General features: G+C 61.2%; 19 protein-coding genes. 12 read left to right on the plus strand and 7 right to left on the minus strand.

The window, feature by feature from the left end:
* The first annotated feature begins 137 nt into the window (after positions 1-137).
* Both recQ and WH299_RS02365 read left to right on the plus strand, forming a co-directional pair.
* Positions 138-2,264 (plus strand): DNA helicase RecQ, encoded by a 2,127-nt coding sequence (gene recQ / locus WH299_RS02360; protein WP_016976542.1) that lies wholly within the window; start codon positions 138-140, stop codon positions 2,262-2,264.
* A gap of 121 nt (positions 2,265-2,385) precedes the next feature.
* Complete coding sequence (locus tag WH299_RS02365; RefSeq protein WP_028617350.1) at positions 2,386-2,820, plus strand: MarR family transcriptional regulator; 435 nt, start codon at positions 2,386-2,388, stop codon at positions 2,818-2,820.
* A gap of 133 nt (positions 2,821-2,953) precedes the next feature.
* On the opposite strand, the gene WH299_RS02370 is transcribed toward WH299_RS02365, so the two are convergent.
* Positions 2,954-5,143, minus strand: a complete 2,190-nt coding sequence (locus tag WH299_RS02370; protein WP_339549522.1) for a patatin-like phospholipase family protein — start codon at positions 5,141-5,143, stop codon at positions 2,954-2,956.
* 84 nt (positions 5,144-5,227) lie between these two features.
* Between WH299_RS02370 and WH299_RS02375 the strand changes: the two genes are divergently transcribed.
* Complete coding sequence (locus tag WH299_RS02375; protein WP_028617348.1) at positions 5,228-5,515, plus strand: SelT/SelW/SelH family protein; 288 nt, start codon at positions 5,228-5,230, stop codon at positions 5,513-5,515.
* Between the two features lie 34 nt (positions 5,516-5,549).
* On the opposite strand, the gene WH299_RS02380 is transcribed toward WH299_RS02375, so the two are convergent.
* The 3 genes from WH299_RS02380 to WH299_RS02390 all read right to left on the minus strand — a co-directional run bounded on the left by WH299_RS02380 (position 5,550) and on the right by WH299_RS02390 (position 7,697).
* Positions 5,550-5,831, minus strand: a complete 282-nt coding sequence (locus WH299_RS02380) for a hypothetical protein (protein WP_339549514.1) — start codon at positions 5,829-5,831, stop codon at positions 5,550-5,552.
* Between the two features lie 132 nt (positions 5,832-5,963).
* Positions 5,964-6,848, minus strand: a complete 885-nt coding sequence (locus tag WH299_RS02385) for a DMT family transporter (RefSeq protein ID WP_339549515.1) — start codon at positions 6,846-6,848, stop codon at positions 5,964-5,966.
* A 99-nt stretch (positions 6,849-6,947) separates the two neighbouring features.
* A complete protein-coding gene (locus WH299_RS02390) occupies positions 6,948-7,697 on the minus strand; it encodes an AraC family transcriptional regulator (RefSeq protein WP_323624059.1) in 750 nt (249 codons plus the stop codon).
* Positions 7,698-7,834: 137 nt separating this feature from the next.
* Between WH299_RS02390 and WH299_RS02395 the strand changes: the two genes are divergently transcribed.
* Positions 7,835-8,644, plus strand: a complete 810-nt coding sequence (locus WH299_RS02395) for a UDP-2,3-diacylglucosamine diphosphatase (RefSeq protein ID WP_122726718.1) — start codon at positions 7,835-7,837, stop codon at positions 8,642-8,644.
* A gap of 125 nt (positions 8,645-8,769) precedes the next feature.
* Here the strand turns inward: WH299_RS02395 and WH299_RS02400 are convergent, their stop codons facing one another.
* From WH299_RS02400 to phhA, 3 genes are all read right to left on the minus strand, one after another.
* Entirely contained in the window at positions 8,770-9,963 is a 1,194-nt protein-coding gene (locus tag WH299_RS02400; protein WP_123474468.1) for an amino acid aminotransferase, read from the minus strand.
* Positions 9,963-10,319 (minus strand): 4a-hydroxytetrahydrobiopterin dehydratase, encoded by a 357-nt coding sequence (locus WH299_RS02405; RefSeq protein ID WP_339549516.1) that lies wholly within the window; start codon positions 10,317-10,319, stop codon positions 9,963-9,965. Before WH299_RS02405 ends, WH299_RS02400 begins: the two co-directional genes overlap by 1 nt.
* A 97-nt stretch (positions 10,320-10,416) precedes the next feature.
* Complete coding sequence (phhA, locus tag WH299_RS02410; protein WP_028617343.1) at positions 10,417-11,208, minus strand: phenylalanine 4-monooxygenase; 792 nt, start codon at positions 11,206-11,208, stop codon at positions 10,417-10,419.
* A gap of 258 nt (positions 11,209-11,466) precedes the next feature.
* Between phhA and WH299_RS02415 the strand changes: the two genes are divergently transcribed.
* From WH299_RS02415 to WH299_RS02450, 8 genes are all read left to right on the plus strand, one after another.
* Positions 11,467-13,029 carry a sigma-54-dependent transcriptional regulator gene (locus WH299_RS02415; protein ID WP_122726722.1) on the plus strand — a complete coding sequence of 521 codons (1,563 nt, stop codon included), beginning with the start codon at positions 11,467-11,469 and terminating at the stop codon, positions 13,027-13,029.
* Positions 13,030-13,337: 308 nt separating this feature from the next.
* Positions 13,338-14,078 carry a flagellar basal body rod protein FlgF gene (locus WH299_RS02420; RefSeq protein ID WP_015885209.1) on the plus strand — a complete coding sequence of 247 codons (741 nt, stop codon included), beginning with the start codon at positions 13,338-13,340 and terminating at the stop codon, positions 14,076-14,078.
* 63 nt (positions 14,079-14,141) lie between these two features.
* Positions 14,142-14,927 (plus strand): flagellar basal-body rod protein FlgG, encoded by a 786-nt coding sequence (gene flgG, locus WH299_RS02425; protein WP_005790105.1) that lies wholly within the window; start codon positions 14,142-14,144, stop codon positions 14,925-14,927.
* Positions 14,928-14,980: 53 nt separating this feature from the next.
* Entirely contained in the window at positions 14,981-15,676 is a 696-nt protein-coding gene (flgH, locus tag WH299_RS02430; RefSeq protein WP_028617341.1) for a flagellar basal body L-ring protein FlgH, read from the plus strand.
* A gap of 27 nt (positions 15,677-15,703) precedes the next feature.
* Entirely contained in the window at positions 15,704-16,792 is a 1,089-nt protein-coding gene (locus WH299_RS02435) for a flagellar basal body P-ring protein FlgI (RefSeq protein WP_033901075.1), read from the plus strand.
* A gap of 4 nt (positions 16,793-16,796) precedes the next feature.
* Complete coding sequence (gene flgJ / locus WH299_RS02440; RefSeq protein ID WP_061449189.1) at positions 16,797-18,068, plus strand: flagellar assembly peptidoglycan hydrolase FlgJ; 1,272 nt, start codon at positions 16,797-16,799, stop codon at positions 18,066-18,068.
* A gap of 10 nt (positions 18,069-18,078) precedes the next feature.
* A complete protein-coding gene (gene flgK / locus WH299_RS02445; protein ID WP_339549517.1) occupies positions 18,079-20,127 on the plus strand; it encodes a flagellar hook-associated protein FlgK in 2,049 nt (682 codons plus the stop codon).
* Between the two features lie 14 nt (positions 20,128-20,141).
* Positions 20,142-21,764, plus strand: coding sequence for a flagellar hook-associated protein 3 (locus WH299_RS02450; protein WP_122726726.1), 1,623 nt, complete (start codon positions 20,142-20,144; stop codon positions 21,762-21,764).
* Positions 21,765-21,845: the final 81 nt, after the last annotated feature.

The raw sequence follows: 21,845 nt of genomic DNA on the forward strand, positions 1-21,845 counted from the left end.
TATACTGCCGCGTTTTGTGATGCCCTTGCAGGCCAAGCCCAGTGCGCGAAAACTTCGCTTACGGATTATTTCCCGTGAAAGCGGTTTTTTTCGGCCAGCCTGTACAGAGGGATTTCGGCACTATTTTGGAGTTTTACATGCTCGAGCAGGCACAACGCGTCCTCAAGGACATCTTCGGCTACGACAGTTTTCGTGGCCGCCAGGGTGCGATCATTGAGCGCGTGGCCAGTGGCGGTGACGCACTGGTACTGATGCCTACCGGCGGCGGTAAATCGTTGTGCTTCCAGGTGCCGGCGCTGTTGCGCAATGGCCTGGCCGTGGTGGTGTCGCCTTTGATTGCATTGATGGACGACCAGGTGGCAACCCTGGAAGAGCTGGGTGTCGCCGCTGCATCGTTGAACTCCACCCTCAGTGCCGAACAGCAGCGTGACCTGGCCGCTCGCATCAAGCGCGGTGAAGTGAAGATGCTGTACCTGGCCCCCGAGCGTCTGGTGCAGCCGCGCATGCTGGCGTTTTTGCAGAGCCTGGAAATCGCCCTGTTCGCCATCGATGAAGCCCACTGCGTCTCCCAATGGGGTCATGACTTCCGCCGCGAGTATTTGCAGCTCGGCCAATTGGCGGAGCTGTTTCCCGATGTGCCGCGTATTGCGCTGACCGCCACTGCCGACAAGCGTACCCGCGAAGAAATCGTCGAGCGCCTGCACCTGCAGAACGCCGAGCGCTTCCTGTCGAGCTTCGACCGACCGAACATTTTCTACCGCATCGTCCCCAAGGAGCAGCCGCGCAAACAGTTGTTGGCGTTCCTTTCCGAGCGACGCAGCGATGCGGGCATCGTCTATTGCCTGTCGCGCAAGAAGGTCGATGAAGTGGCTGCGTTTCTCTGCGAGCAAGGCTACCCGGCGCTGCCCTATCACGCCGGCCTGCCCAACGACACGCGTTCGGCTCACCAGAAGCGCTTCCTCAACGAGGAAGGCCTGATCATGGTCGCCACCATCGCGTTCGGCATGGGCATCGACAAATCCAACGTGCGCTTTGTTGCGCACATGGATCTGCCCAAATCCCTTGAGGCGTACTACCAGGAAACCGGGCGTGCCGGCCGTGACGGTTTGCCGGCGGATGCGTGGATGGTCTACGGCCTGCAAGACGTGGTGATGCTTAAGCAGATGTTGCAGAACTCCGAGGGCGACGAGCGCCACAAGCGCCTGGAGCAGCACAAACTCGACGCCATGCTCTCGCTGTGCGAAGAGACTCGCTGCCGCCGCCAGACCTTACTGGCGTATTTCGACGAAGACATGCCCGAACCCTGTGGCCACTGTGATAACTGCACCGACGGCGTGCAGACCTGGGACGCCACCGAGCCGGCGCGCCAGGGTTTGTCTGCCATCTATCGCACCGGCCAGCGTTATGGCGTCGGTCACTTGGTGGATGTGTTGCTGGGCAAGGACAACGAGAAAGTACGCAGCTTCGGCCATGAAAAACTCTCGGTCTACGGCGTCGGCAAGGCCCGCGCCGAAGGCGAGTGGCGCTCGCTGTTCCGGCAGATGGTGGCGCGCGGCCTGGTGGATATCGACATCGAAGGGTACGGCGGCCTCCGCTTGAACGACAGTTGTCGTCCGCTGCTCAAGGGGGAAGTGACGCTGGAGCTGCGCCGCGACCTCAAGCCGCAGACTACCGCCAAGACCAGCACCAGCCAGGCCAGTCAGCTTGTACGTGGCGAAGAACGCGAACAGTGGGAAGCCCTGCGCACCCTGCGCCGCAAACTGGCCCAGGAACACAGCGTGCCGCCGTACGTTATTTTCCCCGACTCGACGCTGTTGGAGATGTTGCGCGAGCAACCTACGACTATGTCGGAAATGGCCAGGGTCAGCGGCGTCGGTGCACGCAAGCTGGAGCGCTATGGCCAGGCGTTCCTCGAAGTGCTCGGCGGCCAGGCCGAAGCACCGAAGGAAGTCGCCGATATTCGCCACGAACTGATCAGCCTGGCACGTGCTGGCATGACCCCGATCCAGATCGCCGGCCAGTTGCAATGCTCGGAGAAGAACGTCTACACCTTGCTTGCCGAATCCATCGGCAAGCAGCAGTTGTCGTTGGAGCAGGCGCTTGATTTGCCAGAGGATCTGCTCGGCGAAATCCAGGATGCGTTCCTGGACGGAGAGGGCGAATTGCCACCTGTGGCGGAGATTGCACCGCTGTTTACGGGGCGCGTTCCTGAAGGTGTCTTGTACTGCGTGCGGGCGGCTTTGCAGTCTGAATTCGAGATTTAGTGCGCCAATTACGACAATGTAACGAATCAGTACATAGCAACTCTTGCCTATGGGCAAAGCTCATGCTTAGCTGACTAATAATTAGCCACACTTTATTTTCAGTCTTAAACATGAGTTTTTTATGCCGTTAACCGATCAACACCGATTTGGCATGCAGTTGGCGCAGATGTCCCGTGGTTGGCGCGCCGAGCTGGATCGCCGGCTGGCGGGGCTTGGCTTGTCCCAGGCGCGCTGGCTGGTGCTGTTGCACCTGGCCCGTTTTGAAGAAGCCCCTACCCAGCGTGAGCTGGCGCAAAGCGTTGGTGTAGAAGGGCCGACACTGGCCCGCCTGCTGGACAGCCTTGAAGGCCAGGGCCTGGTGCAACGCCAGGCCGTGGTGGAAGACCGCCGTGCCAAGCGCATCCTGCTGTGCGATACCGCTCGCCCGCTGATCGAACAAATCGAAACCATCGCCACCGCCCTGCGTCATGAGCTCTTTGTAGGCGTGGACGAAGCCGACTTGAGCGTGTGCATGCGCGTGCATGGGCACATTCTGGCTAACTTGGAAAAATCCTGACCTTGCATAAGCGGCAGGTCGAAAATGTGGGAGCTGGCTTGCCTGCGATAGCATCACCTCGGAGCAACTGAAAAATCGAGGTGCCTGCATCGCAGGCAAGCCAGCTCCCACATTAGTTTTGCGAACGACCTTTTTAGAACGTCTGCCCCAGGTTCAGGTACACCGCCTTCTGGTTGTCATCATTGAACCCGTAGCTGAAATTCAGCGGCCCCAACGGTGTATCAAAGCCCAGGAAAATACTCGCCGCGTTGATATACCCGCTGTCGAATTCATTGTCGTTGTTCCACGCCCGCCCGCGTTCCAGTGACGCGCCCAGGTACAGTGGGAAATCCAGCGGCAGGTACGAACGCGGTGTGAGACGGCGGTAGTACACCGCGCGCATCAGGCTGATGTTCTGCCCCGAGATCGCGTCCTGGCGAAAGCCCGACAACTGCCGCGCACCGCCCAGCAGGAAGCTGGAAATCACCACGTCCGAATCATCCAGGGTGCGCCCGTAACGTCCGCCCAGCACCAGCGTATCCGGGCCGTGGCTCATGGCTTTGTCGAGCTTGAACTCCCACTGGCGGTAGCGCTGGTCCGAGCCCAGGCCCGGTTCGAACTCGCGGTAGGCCAGGCCGATGTCTTCGCCAGTATGGGGAAAGTACACGTTGTCCAGGGAATCGAAGGAGTACTTCAGTTCATAGAAGCCTTCGCTGAAACTCACGCTGGGCAAATCCCTGTCACCGATGCGCACATCCGCCTTGCCCCAGGCTTCGCCGACGCCGAAGCGGATCTCGCCGCTGTTGCCGATCTGCCGTCCGACGTTCAAGCCGAAACCGTAGCGTTCAAGGCGATATTCGGAGATGGGGTCGTTGTCCAGGATCAGCTCGACGTTCTGTGCCTGGGCGCTGATGTACGGCGCGACAAAGTAACGCGAGCCGGTGTCCATCGGCTGATAGAACTCACTGTACAGCTCTTGGCGATCACCAATCTGCACCCGCGTCAGCCATTCGGCGCCGAGGCGGTTGATGCCGTTCATGCGGTAGCTGGCACCGAGGTTGAAGGCGCTGTCGCCACGCATGTCATCTGACAGGTTCAGGCCGAGGCGCAGGTAGTCGGTGCCGCTGCGTTTGCCGCGCGCGCTGATGACCAAGGTATTGTCCTGGCCCTTTTTCACCACGCGGTATTGCACCTGCTCGAAGTAATCCAGGCCGTACAAGGTGCCCATGTCCGATTGCAGGCGGCCCAGGTTCAGCGGCTCGCCCAGGGGTTGGCGGATGTAGTAGCGGATCACGTCGTCGCTGACTTTCGAGTCGTTTTCCACGTTGATGGCGGTGATGACCGGCGTGCGTTCGCCGGGTGTGCGGGCGGCCACCAGTTGCGGGTCGACCGGCTCGGCGGGGCGCAGGTGGGCCAGGCGCGCGTCGAGGGCGCGGGTAGCGCGGTAACCGGCATCGATCATGTCCTTGGCGCGGCCGAAATCAGTTACGCCATAGGCGGCGAGGGGTGGCTGGATCAGCACGTCCTTGGGGTGCAGGTCTTTGAGCTGCTCTTCGGAGTTGCGCCGGGTCATCAGGGTGATCGATTGGTTGAGCACGTCCACCACCGTCGCCAGTTGTTTGCGCGAACGCAGCGGGGTGCCGATGTCGACGACGATGGCGATATCCACGCCCATTTCCCGCGCCACATCCAGCGGGATGTTATCGGTCATGCCGCCGTCCACCAGCAGCCGGCCATCCAGCTCCACTGGCGCGAAGACCGCCGGGATCGACATGCTGGCGCGGATCACCTGGGGCAGGTGGCCCTTGCGGAACACCACTTTTTCGCCGGTGGTGATATCGGTCGCCACCGCGCGAAAGGGGATCGGCAGCTTGTCGAAGTTACGCGTGTTGCTGCTGTGGGCGAACATGCTTTCCAGCAGCAACGCCAGGTTCTGGCCTTGGATTACGCCCAGTGGCAGGCCCAGGCTGCCATCGTCGCGAAAGCTGAGTTTCTGTTTGACCAGGAAATCCCGGTCATCCTGCTTGCGCCGGAACGGCACGTCTTCCCGAGGCGGTGCGTCGGACAGTGCCTGTTGCCAGTCGATGCTCAGCGCCAGTTTTTCCAACTCATCGATCTTGTAGCCCGAGGCGTACAGCCCGCCAATCACCGCGCCCATGCTGGTGCCGGCAATCGCATCGATCTGTATACCTTGCTCCTCCAGCGCCTTGAGCACGCCGATATGCGCCAGCCCACGGGCGGCACCGCCAGACAGCACCAGGCCGATTTTCGGGCGTGGCGGTTCGACGGCGTCGGCGAAAAGGGGTAGCAGGCAAAGAAACAGGCAGGACAGCAGGCGGCGCATCATGAATCTCGAGGCTGGGCGATAAAGGCCGCTATTATAGCCACTCGATCCGCTGAGCCCGTTACGCCTGGAGCCTCTCAAATTATGTCTTCGATTAAACCCGAGATCGTCATCACCTATTGCACCCAGTGCCAGTGGCTACTGCGCGCCGCCTGGTTGGCGCAGGAACTGTTGAGCACGTTTGCCGATGACTTGGGCAAAGTGGCGCTGGAACCGGCCACCGGCGGCGCGTTTCGTATCACGTGTGATGGCGTGCAGATTTGGGAGCGCAAGGCGGACGGCGGTTTTCCCGAGGCCAAGGTGCTCAAGCAGCGCGTACGTGACCAGATCGACCCGCAGCGTGACCTGGGGCATAACGACCGTACGCAATAAACGTCACCGCCGTGTGAGGGCGGTGACACGGTGGTTATTTGGCCGCCATCTTTTGCTTGATGAAGCCAATCACCCACGTCAGCACCAGTCCGCCGACACCACCGCCGACAATGTTGCTGCCCACTGCCGCCACGTCCAGGGCTTCGCCGCCCGAGGTGCCTGTGAGTGCCGCGACGACTTGGCCGACCACCAGCCCGCCGGCACCGCCGATCAGGGTATTGAGCCCGGTCCCGAGGCTCTGTTTGGTCATGCCGGCGATGTTGCCGCCGACGGCGCCGCTGATGATCTGCACTAACAAATTGATGAGCATTTCCATGGTAAAGCTCCCGCATCGCGTTGAGGTTGTGACCACTCGCGTGCAGCAACTTCAGAAAATACCCAGGCTGTCATCGAGCTGTCGGTTATCCGTTGAACGACGACAAACTGTTGCGGATGTTCAAAGTGTAGATCAAGTCGTTGCAACGGGCTGTTTGGCCTGGCTGGCACCACCCATCAACCCGGAAAGCACGATTGCGACGATGATCAGCACGCCGCCCAGGAGCATGCGCAGCGTCGGGGTTTCGGCAAACAGCAGCCAGGCCGCGGTAATGCCGTAGACCGGTTCCATGGCAAACACCACCGAAGCGGTGCGCGCCTTGATCACCGCGAGGCTGGCGACAAACAGGCTGTGGGCCAGGCCGGTGCAGAACACCCCGAGCAGGCCTATCCATAACCAGTCAATCGCGCGCACCTCTGTCAGACCGGGCGCCGCCACGGGCAACAAGCACACGGCGACCACCACGTTCTGGCACAGCGCTGCCTGCACCGCCGGGATACGTCCGGAACTGGCGCGGTTGTTCAGTGACAGCAGGGAAAACAGCAGCCCCGAGGCGATCCCCCAGAGCAACCCACCGGTGGCTTCGCTGGCGAGGTTGAAGTCCGGGGTCACCAATACCAGGCCGACGCTGACCAGCACCACCAGCAGCACTTCGTTGGCGCGGATGCGCTCGCGGAAAATCAGCCCTTCGAGGATCACGGTAAAGGCCGGAAATGCGGTGAAGCCCAAGGTTGCAACCGCCACGCCGGCTACTTTCACGGCAATAAAGAAGGTCACCCAGTGCGCCGCCAGCAACACGCCGCTGATCAGCAGCCGGCGCCAGTCGCGCAGTTCCAGGGTTTTCCAGGCGGTGCTGCTGGCAAACCGTGCGAATACCGCCAGTGCTACCACGGCAAACACGGCGCGACCAAAGACGATGATGGCCGGGGAGGCGGCCGCCAGTTTGCCGAATACGCCGGTGAGGCCAAACATCAATGCGCCGATATGCAGGGCGCCGAGGGCTGAACGGGGAGTCATTGCGATCCTTGAGTCATGGGGGTGACAGAAACGCAGTCTAGTGGGTCGCCCGCGTGGGTGTCTGTCGTCCGGCTCGCGATGTTTATCGCGAAACTCTTCCTACGGGTTGCGACGCAAAGCGCCCGGCGAGGCGCCAAACTCTCGCAGCATCGCGGCGGCGAAGGCGCTTTGCGAGGCGTAACCGACGCGATCGGCAATTTCACCGATGGGCAGCGGTGTCTTGCGCAACAGGTCCAAGGCCATGTGCAGGCGACGGCTGCGGATGTAGTCCATCGGTGTTTGCCCGCATTCCGCCATGAAGCGTGCGTGCAGGCGCGCCACCGACAGCTCGGCGATACGTGCCAGGTCGGCCACCTGCAGTGGGTGCGCAACATGCCGTTCGATATGTGCATTGAACGCCGCATACGGAAGGCGCCGGCCTGGTAGGGGTTGGTCCAGCGGATGATTCAGGCTGGCCAGCAACAGCACCGCGCCTTGCTGCACGATCAACGGGTCATGCACCGGGCTGTGCGCCAGCCATTGCACTAGCTGGCTTTGCCGCGAGTCCAACGTCAGCCGCGCGGGCTGATCGAGCAGGCGACGACTGGCATCGGCATGCTCGCCCAACGATTGCAGCACCCAATGCTCAGTGGGCACATCCAGCACCAGGCAGCGGCTACCGTCGCGACTGCCGCACGCGTGGTGGGCGGAGAAGGGCAGCACCATCACGCTGCTTTCGCGCACTTGGCTGCCACGGCCGTCCACCTCCAGGTCCAGGTGCCCGGACAGGCCGAATACCAGCTGCGCATGGTCATGGCTGTGAGCGAGGGGCGCGTCGACGTAGTGGCGTAGGGTGAGGGTGGGTCCCATTGCGGTCTCCTGGGCGGCAAGCTGGCAGTCTACAACGGTTTGCAGGCCCTGAGCGCTGTCATCAGACTGACGCACAGTTGTCATGGGCTATTAATCGCCAGGGCGCAAGCTCGCGAAAACACCGTCGAGGGATGCCCATGACCAGTGCCGAGTTCGCCAAGCCCAGCCGCAAGCAACGGGTTCGTACCCTGTGGATTTCCGATGTGCATCTGGGCACCCGGGATTGCCAGGCCGAACATTTATCGCAGTTCCTCAAGGGCTATCACGCGGACAAGGTCTACCTGGTCGGTGACATCATTGACGGTTGGAAACTGCGTGGCGGCATGTATTGGCCCCAGGCCCATACCAACGTGATCCGCCGCCTGCTGACCATGGCCAAGCGTGGCACCGAGGTGATCTATGTCACCGGCAACCATGACGAGTTCCTGCGCCGTTATTCCAAGTTGATCCTGGGCAATATCCAACTGGTGGACGAAGCGGTGCACGTGACTGCCGATGGCCGGCATTTGTTGGTGATTCATGGCGATCAGTTCGACGTGATCACCCGCTACCACCGCTGGCTGGCGTTCCTCGGTGACTCGGCCTACGAGTTCACCCTCACGCTGAACCGCTGGCTGAACCACTGGCGTGCGCGCTACGGCTATGGCTATTGGTCGCTGTCGGCGTACCTCAAGCACAAGGTCAAGACGGCCGTGAACTTCATCAGCGACTTCGAAGAAGCCATCGCCCACGAGGTGACCAAGCGCGAGTTGCATGGTGTGGTGTGCGGGCATATCCACCATGCGGAGATTCGCAAGGTGGGCGAGGTGGATTACCTCAACTGCGGAGATTGGGTGGAGTCGTGCACAGCGTTGATCGAGCACTGGGATGGGAGTATCGAGTTGTATCGGTTGGCGGATGCGCAGGCGAAAGAGGCACTGCTGAAAGCAGAGATGGTCACAGGCTGACGGCCCTACTCGGTTTAAATGTGGGAGCGGGCTTGCTCGCGAATGCAATGTGTCAGTCACCAAATGTACTGACTGATACACCGCATTCGCGAGCAAGCCCGCTCCCACATTTGGTTCCAATTTCGTCAGTTGGAGACGTCGGCTATGGCCTCGGCGAGCAATGCCAGACGCGTCGCATCAGCCCCCGCCACGTTAGCCCGCCCCGAACTCACCATGTACACGCTGTGTTTCTCGCGCAGTTGCTTCACCTGTTCGGCACTCAAGCCGGTGTAGGAGAACATCCCACGCTGCGCCCCGATATGCGCAAACCGCTCCGACAGACCGTGTGGCGCCAACGCCTCAACCAAGCCCGAACGCAGGTGTGCGATCCGCGAGCGCATGGCTTCGACCTCGTTGCTCCATAGCGTTTTCAGCTCGGCATCGCCCAGAATGGTCGCCACTACCGCAGCACCATGGTCCGGGGGCGTCGACCACAGGTTGCGCGCCGTGTTGGCCAGTTGGCTGCGCACATCCGTCAGTTTCTCGGCATCCGCCGCGCACACGATCAACGCGCCGACACGGTCGCTGTACAGGCCGAAGTTCTTCGAGCACGAACTGGTGACCAGCACTTCCGGCAACTCGGCCGCAAACAGCCGCACCGCCCAGGCATCCTGCTCCAAACCATCGCCAAAGCCTTGGTAGGCGAAGTCGATCAGTGGCAGCAACTGGCGCTCGCGCACGATCTGCAGCACCTGGCGCCAGTCGTCCTGGGACAGGTCGAAACCGGTCGGGTTATGGCAGCAGGCGTGCAGCAGCACCACGTCGCCCTCGGGCACGGTGGACAGGGTGGCGAGCATCGCCGCCACATCCAGGCGGTTGTCAGCGCCCACGTAAGGGTAATGACTCACCGGGATCCCGGCCTTGGCAAAGATCGTTTCGTGGATCGGCCAGGTCGGGTTGCTCAACCAGACGCCACGACCGGGCAGGTTGTGCGCAATGAAGTCGGCGCTCAGGCGCAGGGCGCCGGTGCCTCCTGGGGTCTGGGTGGCGCCGGCACGTCGCTCGCGGATCAGCGCGGAGTCCGCGCCGAGGACCAGCTCGCTGATCAGCTTGCCGAACGCCGCATTGCCGTGGCCGCCGATGTAGGTCTTGGTGGTTTGTGTGTCCACCAGGCGCTGTTCGGCCAGTTTTACCGAGTGTGGAATTGGCGTCAGGCCTTGGTCGTCTTTATAGACACCCACGCCGAGGTCGAACTTATTCGGGTTGGCATCCTGGGCGTACAGGTCCATCAGCCCGAGGATCGGGTCGCCGGGTACGCGGCCAATGGCATCGAAATGCATTACTTGCGGCCCTCGGCGTCCTTGGCCACTTCGTCGGTGCGCGCGGCCATGATGAAGTCGTTGCGGTGCAGGCCCTTGATGGAATGGCTCCACCAGGTCACGGTGACCTTGCCCCACTCGGTGAGCAGGCCTGGGTGATGGCCTTCGGCTTCGGAGATTTCACCCATGGTGTTGGTGAAGGCCAGGGCGAATTTGAAGTTCTTGAACAGGAAGACCTTTTCCAGTTGCATCACACCGTCACGGACTTCGATGTTCCAGTCGGGGATCTGCTTGAGCAGTACCGGCAGTTCTTCGTCGCTGACTTGAGGGGCATCGGCACGGCAGGCTTCGCAGTGGGCTTGGTTCAAGGTGGTCATGATGGTGTCCTGAATTCGAGTGTTTGAAGATCAGTAGCGTCACCCTAAAGCAACGCGCGGCCAGGGAACAGACTCACCTGGCCTCAAGATGTAAGGTTCACGCAGCTTTGGGTTTTGGGGGAAACTTCGGGGCATGCAAACCCAGCTGCATCCCGCGCTCCACCATGCCCATGATGTCTTCCTGGGCCACTTCGAACAGGCGCTTGAGGTTGGGGAGGACGAAGTACAACGGTTGCAGGATGTCGATGCGATACGGCGTGCGCATCGCCTCCAGTGGATCGAACACCTGGTGTTCGGGCTCGGACGACAGGCTGTACACCGTCTCCTTGGGCGACGACAGAATGCCGCCACCGTAGATGCGCCGACCTTCGGGCGTGTCCACCAGGCCGAACTCGATGGTCATCCAGTACAGGCGCGCCAGGTACACGCGTTGCTCCTTGGTGGCCGCCAGGCCGAGCTTGCCGTAGGTGTGGGTGAATTCGGCGAACCAAGGATTGGTCAGCAGCGGGCAGTGGCCGAAGATCTCATGGAAAATGTCCGGCTCTTGCAGGTAGTCCAGTTCTTCGCGGGTGCGGATAAACGTCGCCACTGGAAACTGCTTGTTGGCCAGCAACTCGAAGAACGTCTGGAAGGGGATCAGCGCCGGCACACGGGCGACTTGCCAGCCGGTGGTTTCGGCCAGCACCTGGTTGATCTCGCCCAGTTGCGGGATGCGGTCATGGGGCAGGCCGAGCTTGTCGATGCCATCCAGGTATTCCTGGCAGGCGCGACCCTCGATCACTTTCAACTGGCGAGTGATCAGGGTGTTCCACACCGCATGTTCTTCCGGCGAGTAGTGGATAAAACCTTGCGCATCGGGCTCGCGGGCCACGTACTGCGTCTGCTTCATACGGCTCTCCTGCTAGGCATTCGTTCTTGTTATGTCCTGCGTTGAGCTTATTGATAACCCGTGCGCGGCCGGATTCCACCCGTTTAGAACGCCGTCGCGTAGGAAAACTTACCATTTTTCGTAAAGTATTCGTTACGCTTGTGAGGCTGGCCGCTGCATTGGGCTGGGAAAAGCCTGCAAGCTGTCACATAATCTTGACGACTATCTGCGCCCAGCGACAAAAAGACGCGGCGCCTTCCCACTTTTTCGGGCCTCTTCATGCGTATCAAAGTGCACTGCCAGAACCGCATCGGCATCCTGCGGGACATCCTCAACCTGTTGGTGGAATACGGCGTCAACGTCGCCAAGGGCGAGGTCGGCGGTGAGCATGGCAATGCCATCTACCTGTTTTGCCCGAATCTGGTGAACATGCAGTTCCAGGCGCTACGCCCGCAGTTCGAGGCGATTGCCGGAGTGTTCGGCGTCAAAAGGGTAGGGCTGATGCCCAGCGAGCGTCGGCATATGGAGCTCAATGCACTGCTCGGCGCGCTGGAGTTCCCGGTACTGTCCATCGATATGGGCGGCTCTATCGTCGCCGCCAACCGCGCGGCGGCGCAGTTGCTCGGGGTGCGGGTGGATGAGGTGCCGGGCATTCCGTTGTCGCGGTATGCCGAGGACTTCGACTTGCCGGAACTGGTGCGCGCCAGCAAATCGCGGATCAACGGCCTGCGGGTCAAGGTCAAGGGTGACGTGTTCTTGGCGGACATCGCGCCGCTGCAATCCTCCGAGCATGATGACAGCGAGGCCATGGCCGGCGCCGTGCTGACTCTGCATCGCGCCGACCGCGTCGGTGAGCGCATCTACAACGTGCGCAAGCAGGAACTGCGTGGCTTTGACAGCATCTTCCAAAGTTCCAAAGTCATGGCCGCCGTGGTGCGCGAAGCCCGACGCATGGCGCCGCTCGATGCGCCTCTATTAATAGAAGGCGAAACCGGCACCGGCAAGGAACTGCTGGCGCGCGCCTGTCACTTGGCCAGCCCGCGTGGGCAATCGCCGTTGATGGCGCTCAACTGCGCGGGCTTGCCAGAGTCGATGGCCGAGACCGAGCTGTTCGGCTACGGCCCCGGCGCGTTCGAAGGCGCGCGGGCCGAAGGCAAGTTGGGGCTGTTGGAGCTGACGGCGGGCGGCACGTTGTTTCTCGATGGTGTCGGGGAGATGAGCGCGCGGCTACAGGTGAAATTGCTGCGTTTTTTGCAGGATGGATGCTTCCGACGTGTAGGCAGCGATGAAGAGGTGTACCTGGACGTGCGCGTGATCTGCGCCACTCAGGTGGACTTGTCTGAGTTGTGTGCCCGTGGTGAGTTCCGCCAAGACCTTTATCACCGCCTCAACGTGCTGTCGCTGCATATTCCACCGCTGCGCGAATGCCTGGATGGGTTGGCGCCGCTGGTTGATCACTTTCTCGACCAGGCCAGTCGCCAGATCGGCTGCCCGTTGCCCAAGCTGGCGCCAGCAGCCATGGATCGCCTGAGCCACTACCACTGGCCGGGCAACGTACGGCAGTTGGAAAACGTGTTGTTCCAGGCGGTGTCGTTGTGTGACGGCGGGACGGTCAAGGCCGAACATATTCGGCTGCCGGATTATGGCGTGCGTCAGCCCCTTGGCGATTTCTCGCTGGAGGGTGGCCTGGAGGACATCGTCGGCCGCTTCGAGAAGGCGGTGTTGGAAGCCTTGTACGCTGAGCATTCCAGCAGCCGGCAGTTGGGTAAGCGACTGGGGGTATCCCACACCACCATCGCCAATAAACTGCGCGATTACGAAATCCTGAAGACCGATAAATAACCCAATGTGGGAGGGGGCTTGCCCCCGATGGCGTTGGATCAGCCAAATCACAGTTGGCTGATACTCTGTCATCGGGGGCAAGCCCCCTCCCACCGTTGTTCTTTGGCACCCATCAGACCTGTGTTTGCCGCAGGCGGCAGTAGTCCGCCGTTTTTTCGACTCGCGCTCAACCCGGCAATCCTCACGCCTCGCCGCAAACCCCCGCCCCGCCTGCACTTCTCGTTCTTTTCAAAAGTTGGTTCGCAAATTGCTTAAGCCTCATCAGTACAGCGGTGGGCGGCAAGCGTCCGTCAGAAAGAGGAAAGAGCGTGGACAAGTACCTTTATGTGGCAATGACCGGCGCCAGCCAGAATGCTCTGGCGCAGAAGGCCCATGCCAACAACCTGGCGAACATTTCCACCAATGGTTTCCAACGTGACCTGGAGCAGGCACGTTCGATGCCGGTGTTCGGTGACAGCTTTCCGGCGCGGGCGTTTGCCTTGACTGAGCGCCCGGGCACCGACTTTTCTCCTGGCGCGATGATCGAGACCGGCCGTGACCTGGACGTCGCCGTCAGCGGCAATGGCTGGATGGCCGTGCAGACCCCGGACGGCAGCGAAGCCTACGTGCGCAGCGCGAGCATGAACGTCGATGCATTGGGCGTGCTGCGCGCCGGCAACGGCATGCCGATCATGGGCAACGGTGGTCCGATTGCCGTGCCGCCCCAGCAGAAAATTGAAGTGGGTGCCGACGGCACCATCAGCATTCGCGCCATGGGTGAAGGCCCGCGCGTGATGGCTGAAGTGGACCGCATCAAGCTGGTCCAACCGGACCTGAAGAACATGAATAAAGGCCTCGACGGCACCATCCACACCAAGGATGGCCAGCCGGCCCAGGCTGACGCGACGGTCACGCTGACCTCGGGCTTCCTGCAGGCGAGCAACGTCAACGCGGTGGAAGAAATGACCGCGGTGCTGGCGCTTTCCAAGCAGTTCGAGCTGCACATCAAGATGATGAACAGCGCCAAGGAAGACGACCAGGCCATGACTCGCGTCATGCAGATGAGCTGATTGCAGCCCACTCACTAATTTTGCGATGCAGCGCCAACAAACAGGCGCACGAAGGAGAACAGCATGCTTCCGGCTCTATGGGTTGCCAAAACAGGTTTGTCCGCCCAGGACACCAACCTGACCACCATTTCCAACAACTTGGCCAACGTGTCGACCACGGGTTTCAAACGTGATCGTGCCGAGTTCCAGGACTTGCTCTATCAGATCAAGAAGCAGCCGGGCGCCCAGTCGACCCAGGACAGCGAACTGCCGTCGGGCCTGCAATTGGGTACCGGTGTGCAGATCGTCGGCACCCAGAAGAACTTCAGCGCCGGTAACCTGCAACAGACCGGCCAGCCGCTGGACATGGCCATCAACGGCCGTGGTTTCTTCCAGATCCTGCAACCGGATGGCACCACGTCCTACACGCGTGACGGTACGTTCCACCTGGATTCCAACGGTCAGATTGTCACCGCCAACGGCTTTGCCCTGGAACCGGCCGTGGTCGTCCCCGCAGACGCCAAGACCTTCACCGTCGGCAACGACGGCACCGTGTCCATCACCGTGGCCGGCAACCCCGCGTCGCAAGTGATCGGCAACCTGCAGACCGCCGACTTCATCAACCCGGCCGGCCTGCAAGCCATGGGCAACAACCTGTTCCTGGAAACCGCCTCCAGCGGCGCGCCGCAAATCGGTACCCCTGGCTTGAACGGTTTCGGCACCACGCTGCAAAGCACCCTGGAAACGTCCAACGTGAGCACGGTCGAGGAGATGGTCAACATGATCACCACCCAGCGCGCCTACGAGATGAACTCCAAGGTGATCTCCACCGCCGACCAGATGCTTTCGTTCGTAACGCAGAATCTGTAATCAAGTCTATGGGGCGCTCTTGAGGGCGCCTGCAACACCGTGAGGTAAGGGTCATGAATCGCTATGTTTCTGTTCTGGCATTGAGTGGGATTGCCGTGCTCGCGGGCTGTGTCGCCCCGACGCCAAAACCCAATGACCCGTACTACGCGCCGGTGTTGCCACGCACGCCGTTGCCAGCGGCCGCCAACAATGGCTCGATTTACCAGGCCGGTTTCGAACAGAACCTGTACAGCGACCGTAAGGCGTTTCGGGTCGGTGACATCATCACCATCACCCTGAACGAGCGCACCCAGGCCAGCAAGAACGCTAACTCGCAGATCGGCAAGACCAGCAAGGCCAACCTCGGCCTGACCTCGTTGTTCGGCGCGGTGCCCAACACCAATAATCCATTGGGTGACGGCGACCTCAGCCTCAGCGCCGGCTACAGCGGCGACCGTGCCACCAACGGCAAGAGCGCGGCAGGGCAGGGCAACAGCCTGACCGGTTCGATCACCGTGACCGTGGCCGACGTATTGCCCAACGGCATCATCGCCGTGCGCGGTGAAAAGTGGATGACCCTCAACACCGGCGATGAGCTGGTGCGCATTGCCGGCATGGTCCGCGCCGATGACATCTCCACCGACAACACGGTGCCGTCGACGCGGATTGCCGATGCGCGCATCACCTACTCGGGTACAGGTTCGTTCGCTGATGCAAGCCAGCCGGGCTGGTTCGACCGTTTCTTCCTTAGCCCGCTGTTCCCTTTCTAGGTGGCCACTTTGAACTTCAAACAGCTGATGGCGGCCGCACTCCTGCTTTCCTTGAGCGCTGTCGCCCAGGCCGAACGCCTGAAGGACATCGCCAGCATTTCCGGCGTGCGTTCCAACCAGTTGATCGGCTACGGCCTGGTGGTGGGGCTCAACGGTACGGGTGACCAGACCACGCAGACCCCGTTCACCTTGCAGACCTTCAACAACATGCTCTCGCAGTTCGGCATCAAGGTGCCGGCGGGTTCGGGCAACGTGCAGTTGAAAAACGTCGCGGCGGTGTCGATCAGTGCTGACTTGCCGGCGTTCTCCAAGCCGGGCCAGGTGGTGGATATCACTGTGTCGTCCATCGGTAACTCGAAGAGCCTGCGCGGCGGCACCTTGCTGATGACGCCCCTCAAGGGTATCGACGGCAACGTCTACGCCATTGCCCAGGGCAACCTGGTGGTGGGCGGTTTTGACGCCGAAGGTCGCGATGGTTCGAAGATCACCGTCAACGTGCCGTCGGCCGGTCGAATCCCGGGTGGTGCCACCGTTGAGCGCACCGTGCCAAGCGGTTTCAACCAAGGCAACAGCCTGACCCTGAACCTCAACCGCTCCGACTTCACCACCGCCAAGCGCGTGGTCGACAAGATCAACGACATGCTTGGCCCTGGCGTGGCCCAGGCCATCGACGGCGGCTCGATCCGTGTGACCGCGCCGCTGGACCCAAGCCAGCGCGTCGATTACCTGTCGATCCTGGAAAACCTTGAAGTCGACCCAGGCCAGGCCGTGGCCAAAGTCATCATCAACTCGCGTACTGGCACCATCGTGATCGGTCAGAACGTCAAGGTATCGCCGGCAGCGGTGACCCACGGCAGCCTGACCGTGACCATCACCGAAGACCCGATCGTCAGCCAGCCTGGGCCGTTGTCCAACGGCCAGACGGCGGTGGTGCCGCGTTCGCGCGTCAACGCCCAGCAAGAAGCCAAGCCAATGTTCAAGTTCGGCCCCGGCACCACCCTGGATGAGATTGTCCGCGCGGTGAACCAGGTGGGCGCAGCGCCCGGCGACTTGATGGCGATTCTTGAAGCACTGAAGCAGGCCGGCGCCTTACAAGCCGACCTGATCGTGATCTGAGGCCATGGCCATGGATATGCGCAAGAGCGGCATCAGCAGCACGGCGGACTCGGGGTCTTACTCCGACTTGAACCGGCTTAACCAGCTCAAGGTCGGTGCCGACAAGAACAGCGAAGGCAACATGCGCAAGGTGGCGCAGGAGTTCGAATCGCTGTTCCTGAGCGAGATGCTCAAGTCCATGCGTTCGGCCACCGAGGCGTTGGGCAAGGACAACCCGATGAACACGCCCGCCGCCAAGCAGTACCAGGAAATGTATGACCAGCAGTTGGCGGTCTCGATGTCCCGCGAAGGCGGTGGTATCGGCCTGGCCGACGTGCTGATGCGCCAGATGCAGAAGAACAAACCGGTGGAGGCCCAGGCCGCCACCTTGCAAGGCCCGGCGGCGGCCGAGCCTGTGAAGAAAGTTGATGTGCCGACAGAAATTGCCGCGGGCACCCAGGCTGACGGGCCTTTGGGTCGCTCCAATGGCCAGCGTCCGCTGTGGGCTTACCGCGTGGCTGAGCCACAGGCGGGTGCCCCGTCGGCCCATAGCAATGACATGGAATTGATGAATCAGCGGCGCATCGCCTTGCCGAGCAAGCTGACTGATCGCCTGCTTGCCGGCATTGTGCCAAGCACCCAGGTGACCGGCGAAGCCAAGGCCGCGCCACTGCGTAACAGCGCCGCTGACGACAATGTCGTCAACAGTGCAGCGCGCACCTTCGCCGTGCCGAGCGGGCGCATGCAGGTGTACGGCCGCGCCGTGGCCCAGCCACCGTTGGCCCCGGCGAAGAAAGCCTTCAGTTCGCAGGATGAATTTGTCGCCACCATGTTGCCGATGGCCAAGGCGGCCGCCGCGCGTATTGGTGTCGATCCGAAGTACCTGGTGGCCCAGGCTGCCCTGGAAACCGGCTGGGGTAAATCGGTGATGCGCGCCGAAGACGGCAGCAGCAGCCACAACCTGTTCGGCATCAAGGCCGGCCAGAGTTGGCAGGGCGGCCAGGCTCGCGCGATCACCAGCGAGTTCCGTGATGGAGCGATGGTCAAGGAGACGGCACAGTTCCGTTCCTACGACTCCTATCAGGACAGCTTCCATGACCTGGTGACGTTGCTGCAAAGCAATGATCGCTATAAAGAAGTTGTGAAGTCGGCCGACAACCCGGAACAGTTTGTCCGCGAGTTGCAAAAAGCCGGTTACGCCACCGATCCGGCCTATGCCAGCAAGATTTCGCAGATCGCCAAAACGATGGACAGTTACCAGAATTACGCTGCCGCTGGCGCAACCACACATTTATAAGGTCTGAACCATGAGTTTGCTCAGTATCGGGATGTCAGGACTCAATTCCGCTCAAGGATCGTTGTCGGTCTTGAGTAACAACATTGCCAACGCCAACACAGTGGGCTACTCACGGCAGCAGACTACCCAGAACGCCAACGCGGCCAATCAGTTCGGTGGCGTGTTCATCGGCAGTGGCACCACCCTGGCCGATGTGCGCCGGGTGTATAACGAGTTTCTCGACGCGGCGTACCAGAACAGCACCTCGCTCAACAGCGATGCCAAGGCGTATCTGGATCAGGTCAGCGCCGTGGACAAGACGCTGTCGGATAAGACCACCGGCATGTCGTCCGTGCTCAGCGCGTTCTTCGCGGCGGCGCAGACCGCATCCGCCAATCCGAGCGACACGTCGGCGCGCCAGATTCTGCTCACCAGCGCCCAGACCTTGAGCAACCGGTTCAACTCGATCTCCAACCAGTTGAGCCAGCAAAAAGAGACCATCAACAGTCAGTTGACCTCCATGGCTGACCAGGTCAACCAACTGACCTCGTCGATTGCGTCCCTCAACAAGCAGATCAACCAGGTTCAAGGCGCGTCGAACACCACGCCGGCCAACCTGCTGGATGCGCGCGCCGAGGCCGTACGCTCGCTCAATGAGCTGATCGGCGTGACCGCCACCGAGAAAAACGGTGTGTTCAGTGTCAGCACCGGCACGGGTCAATCGCTGGTGCTGGGCGATCAGTCCAACTCGATTTCTGCAGTGCCTGGCAAGGACGATCCGACCCAGTACACCATTCAGATGAACATGCCGGGTAACACGGCGGTAGACATAGGCAATGTGATCAGTGGCGGCAGTATCGGCGGCCTGATGCGCTATCGCAGTGACGTGTTGATGCCAGCCATCAACGACTTGGGTCGCATCGCCATCGTCACCGCCGATACGATCAACAGCCAGTTGGGGCAGGGCATCGACCTCAACGGTGAGTTCGGCGCGTCGATGTTCAAGGACATCAACAGCGCGGCGGCGGTGGCTTTGCGTAGTGTGGCTGGCCAAGGCAACCAAGGCGCCGGTAGCCTGGGTGTGACGATCAAGGACTCCAGCAAGCTGACCAACTACGATTACAAGGTCACCTTCAGTGACCCGACCAATCTCAACAAAGTGACGGTGCAGCGCTCCGATGGCAAAGCCATGGGCACCTTTGATATCTCCGCCACACCGCCTTCGGTGATCGACGGCTTTACCCTTGAGCTTAAAAATGGCCCGATGTCGGCCGGTGACAGCTTCAAGGTCAGCCCGACCGCCAGCGGCGCGAAGGACATCGGCACAGTCCTCACCGACCCGAGCAAGATTGCCTTCGCTGCACCGCTCAAAGGCGAGGCCAGCAAAACCAACCAGGGCACCGGCACCTTCACGCCGCCGACCTTGACCGTGCCGCTGGATCTCCAGGGCGGCGCCAATACCGCACAACTGCGCGTCGGCATTGAAAACTCGATGCCGGTGAAGATGGTATTTGGCAAGCCTGCGGCCGACGGCACCCAGAGCTACACGATCAACGACGCCAAGGGCGATCCGATCGGCACCGGCACCATTATTCCGGGGCAGGCCAACAAGATCAGCATCAACGTACCGATGCGCGATGCCAGTGGCGCCCTGGTGGTGCCGGCCAAGAGCTTCAGCTTTGACACCTCGGTGGCTGGCTCGCCGACCGATGGTGACAGCACCACCTTTTCGTTCAACGCCAGTGGCAAGTCCGACAACCGCAATGCCCAGGAACTGCTGAACCTGCAAACCAAGGCGACCGTAGGCGTGGCGGCAGATGGCACCGGCGGCACCAGCCTGGTCGGGGCCAACAGCAAGTTGGTCTCGACGGTCGGCGCCAAGGCCGCAGCGGCCACCACGGACACGACTGCCACCAACGCGTTGCTGACGGCTAACAAAAATGCGCGCAACTCCGTGTCCCAGGTCAACCTGGATGAAGAGGCGGGCGACATGATCAAGTTCCAGCAGTACTACACAGCGTCGTCGCAGATCATCAAGGCTGCGCAAGAAACCTTCAGCACGCTGATTAATAGTCTTTAAGGGAGTCTGGGACGATGCGCATTTCTACACAGCAGTATTTCGACACCAGTGCCGCCAAGTACCAGAACAACTATGCCGGCGTGGTGCAGGCTCAGCAGCAGGCGAGTTCCGGCGTGCGCGTGCAAACCGCTGGGGATGACCCGGTGGCGGCGCAGCGTTTGCTGATGCTGCAGCAGCAGAAAGACATGCTGGCGCAGTTCAGTGGCAACATCACCAATATCCAGAGCTCGCTGACTAACGAAGAAAGCGTGTTGACCGCGATCAGCGCGACGATCCAGGCCGCCAGCCAGTTGGCGTTGAAGGCCGGTGGTGTGACCAGTGATGCCGATCGCAAATCCATCTCGGTCGAAGTGGGTGCCCTTGAAGACCAGTTGCTGGGCTTGCTCAACAGCAAGGATGCGGCGGGCAACTACCTGTTCTCCGGCTCCAAGACCGATACGCCACCGTACTCGCGCAACATTGACGGCACCTACAATTATCAGGGCGACGAAAACGAGCTGAGTCTGCAGGTTTCCGAGACGTTGACCGTGCGTACGGGCGACACCGGCAAGACCATTCTGGAAGGCGCGGCCAACAACAGCCGCACCCAGTCCACATACACCACGCCGGCCCCTGTGCCTCCGGCGACGACACCGTCGCAGGTGAATGACAACAAAGTTGCCATCTCGGCCGGTCTGATTACCTCGAGTGTCGACTACAGCAAGTCGTTCGCCGACGGTCAGCCGTACAAAGTGACCTTCAGCAGCAGCACCCAGTACGTGGTGACCGACAAGGACAACAACGACATCACCTCGCAACTCCCGGGTAATGGCACGTTCGACTCCACCAAGGAAGGCAGCGCCAGCATCAACATACGCGGGGTCAAGTTCGATATCACCGTCGACCTGACCGACAAAGCCACCGGGCCTGATGCCGATGCCATGGTCAAAGGCCGTGAGTTCACCCTGGCCGCCAAGCCGGACACGTTTAACGTCTCCCGCACCGCTAGCAACACGTCGCCGACGCAGCTGACCAATGCCACGGTCAGCAACCCCGCTAAATATGCCAGCACCTTCCCGGCCAACAGCGGTGTGCTGGTCAAGTTCAGCGACACTGACTCGTCGGCCTTCCAGGTGTTTGCACAGCCCTACAGCGCCAACAGCAAGCCGATTGATTCAGGCGTCATCGACACCACCACCACGCCGAACTCGATCACTGTCGCCGGTGTGACTTTTGGCTTGAGTGGCACACCGGCTGTGGGTGATCAATTCGCGATCGGCGCCAGCACCCAGAAAACCCAGAGTGCGCTCGACACCTTGAGCCAATTGCGCAAGGCCCTGGAGCAACCGGCCGACGGTATTCCTGGCGCGCGGGTGAAGCTGCAGGATGCCCTGAACGCCGCTGTCAGCAACCTGACCAGTTCCGCGGACCAAGTGGACAACGTGCGCGGTTCCATCGGCGCGCGGCAGAACGCGCTCACCGTGCAGTCCAGCGAAAACGAAAGTGTCGGGCTGGCCAACAAATCGACCATGAGCGCCCTGGCGAACATCGACATGGGCGAAGCGGCGATCAACCTGACCCTGCAGCAAACCATGCTGGAGGCGTCGCAGTTGGCCTTCGTGAAAATCTCGCAGTTGAGCCTGTTCAACAAGATGTAAATAGCTTTACGTCAAGCGGCCCGCCCTGGAAACAGGGGGGGGGGGGGGGGGGTGGGGGGGTTTTTTTTTTTTTTGTTTTTG

Source organism: Pseudomonas sp. MYb541 (assembly GCF_037479595.1).
Classification (GTDB): domain Bacteria; phylum Pseudomonadota; class Gammaproteobacteria; order Pseudomonadales; family Pseudomonadaceae; genus Aquipseudomonas; species Aquipseudomonas canadensis.

Coding starts and splice junctions, on each gene's coding strand:
- flgK (WP_339549517.1), top strand. CDS start 18,079: ATGAGTTTGCTCAGTATCGGGATGTCAGGACTCAATTCCGCTCAAGGA.
- WH299_RS02380 (WP_339549514.1), bottom strand. CDS start 5,831: ATGGAAATGCTCATCAATTTGTTAGTGCAGATCATCAGCGGCGCCGTC.
- WH299_RS02415 (WP_122726722.1), top strand. CDS start 11,467: ATGCGTATCAAAGTGCACTGCCAGAACCGCATCGGCATCCTGCGGGAC.
- recQ (WP_016976542.1), top strand. CDS start 138: ATGCTCGAGCAGGCACAACGCGTCCTCAAGGACATCTTCGGCTACGAC.
- WH299_RS02395 (WP_122726718.1), top strand. CDS start 7,835: ATGACCAGTGCCGAGTTCGCCAAGCCCAGCCGCAAGCAACGGGTTCGT.
- WH299_RS02385 (WP_339549515.1), bottom strand. CDS start 6,848: ATGACTCCCCGTTCAGCCCTCGGCGCCCTGCATATCGGCGCATTGATG.
- flgH (WP_028617341.1), top strand. CDS start 14,981: ATGAATCGCTATGTTTCTGTTCTGGCATTGAGTGGGATTGCCGTGCTC.
- phhA (WP_028617343.1), bottom strand. CDS start 11,208: ATGAAGCAGACGCAGTACGTGGCCCGCGAGCCCGATGCGCAAGGTTTT.
- WH299_RS02405 (WP_339549516.1), bottom strand. CDS start 10,319: ATGACCACCTTGAACCAAGCCCACTGCGAAGCCTGCCGTGCCGATGCC.
- WH299_RS02450 (WP_122726726.1), top strand. CDS start 20,142: ATGCGCATTTCTACACAGCAGTATTTCGACACCAGTGCCGCCAAGTAC.
- WH299_RS02365 (WP_028617350.1), top strand. CDS start 2,386: ATGCCGTTAACCGATCAACACCGATTTGGCATGCAGTTGGCGCAGATG.
- WH299_RS02370 (WP_339549522.1), bottom strand. CDS start 5,143: ATGCGCCGCCTGCTGTCCTGCCTGTTTCTTTGCCTGCTACCCCTTTTC.
- WH299_RS02400 (WP_123474468.1), bottom strand. CDS start 9,963: ATGCATTTCGATGCCATTGGCCGCGTACCCGGCGACCCGATCCTCGGG.
- WH299_RS02435 (WP_033901075.1), top strand. CDS start 15,704: ATGGCGGCCGCACTCCTGCTTTCCTTGAGCGCTGTCGCCCAGGCCGAA.
- WH299_RS02375 (WP_028617348.1), top strand. CDS start 5,228: ATGTCTTCGATTAAACCCGAGATCGTCATCACCTATTGCACCCAGTGC.
- flgG (WP_005790105.1), top strand. CDS start 14,142: ATGCTTCCGGCTCTATGGGTTGCCAAAACAGGTTTGTCCGCCCAGGAC.
- flgJ (WP_061449189.1), top strand. CDS start 16,797: ATGGCCATGGATATGCGCAAGAGCGGCATCAGCAGCACGGCGGACTCG.
- WH299_RS02390 (WP_323624059.1), bottom strand. CDS start 7,697: ATGGGACCCACCCTCACCCTACGCCACTACGTCGACGCGCCCCTCGCT.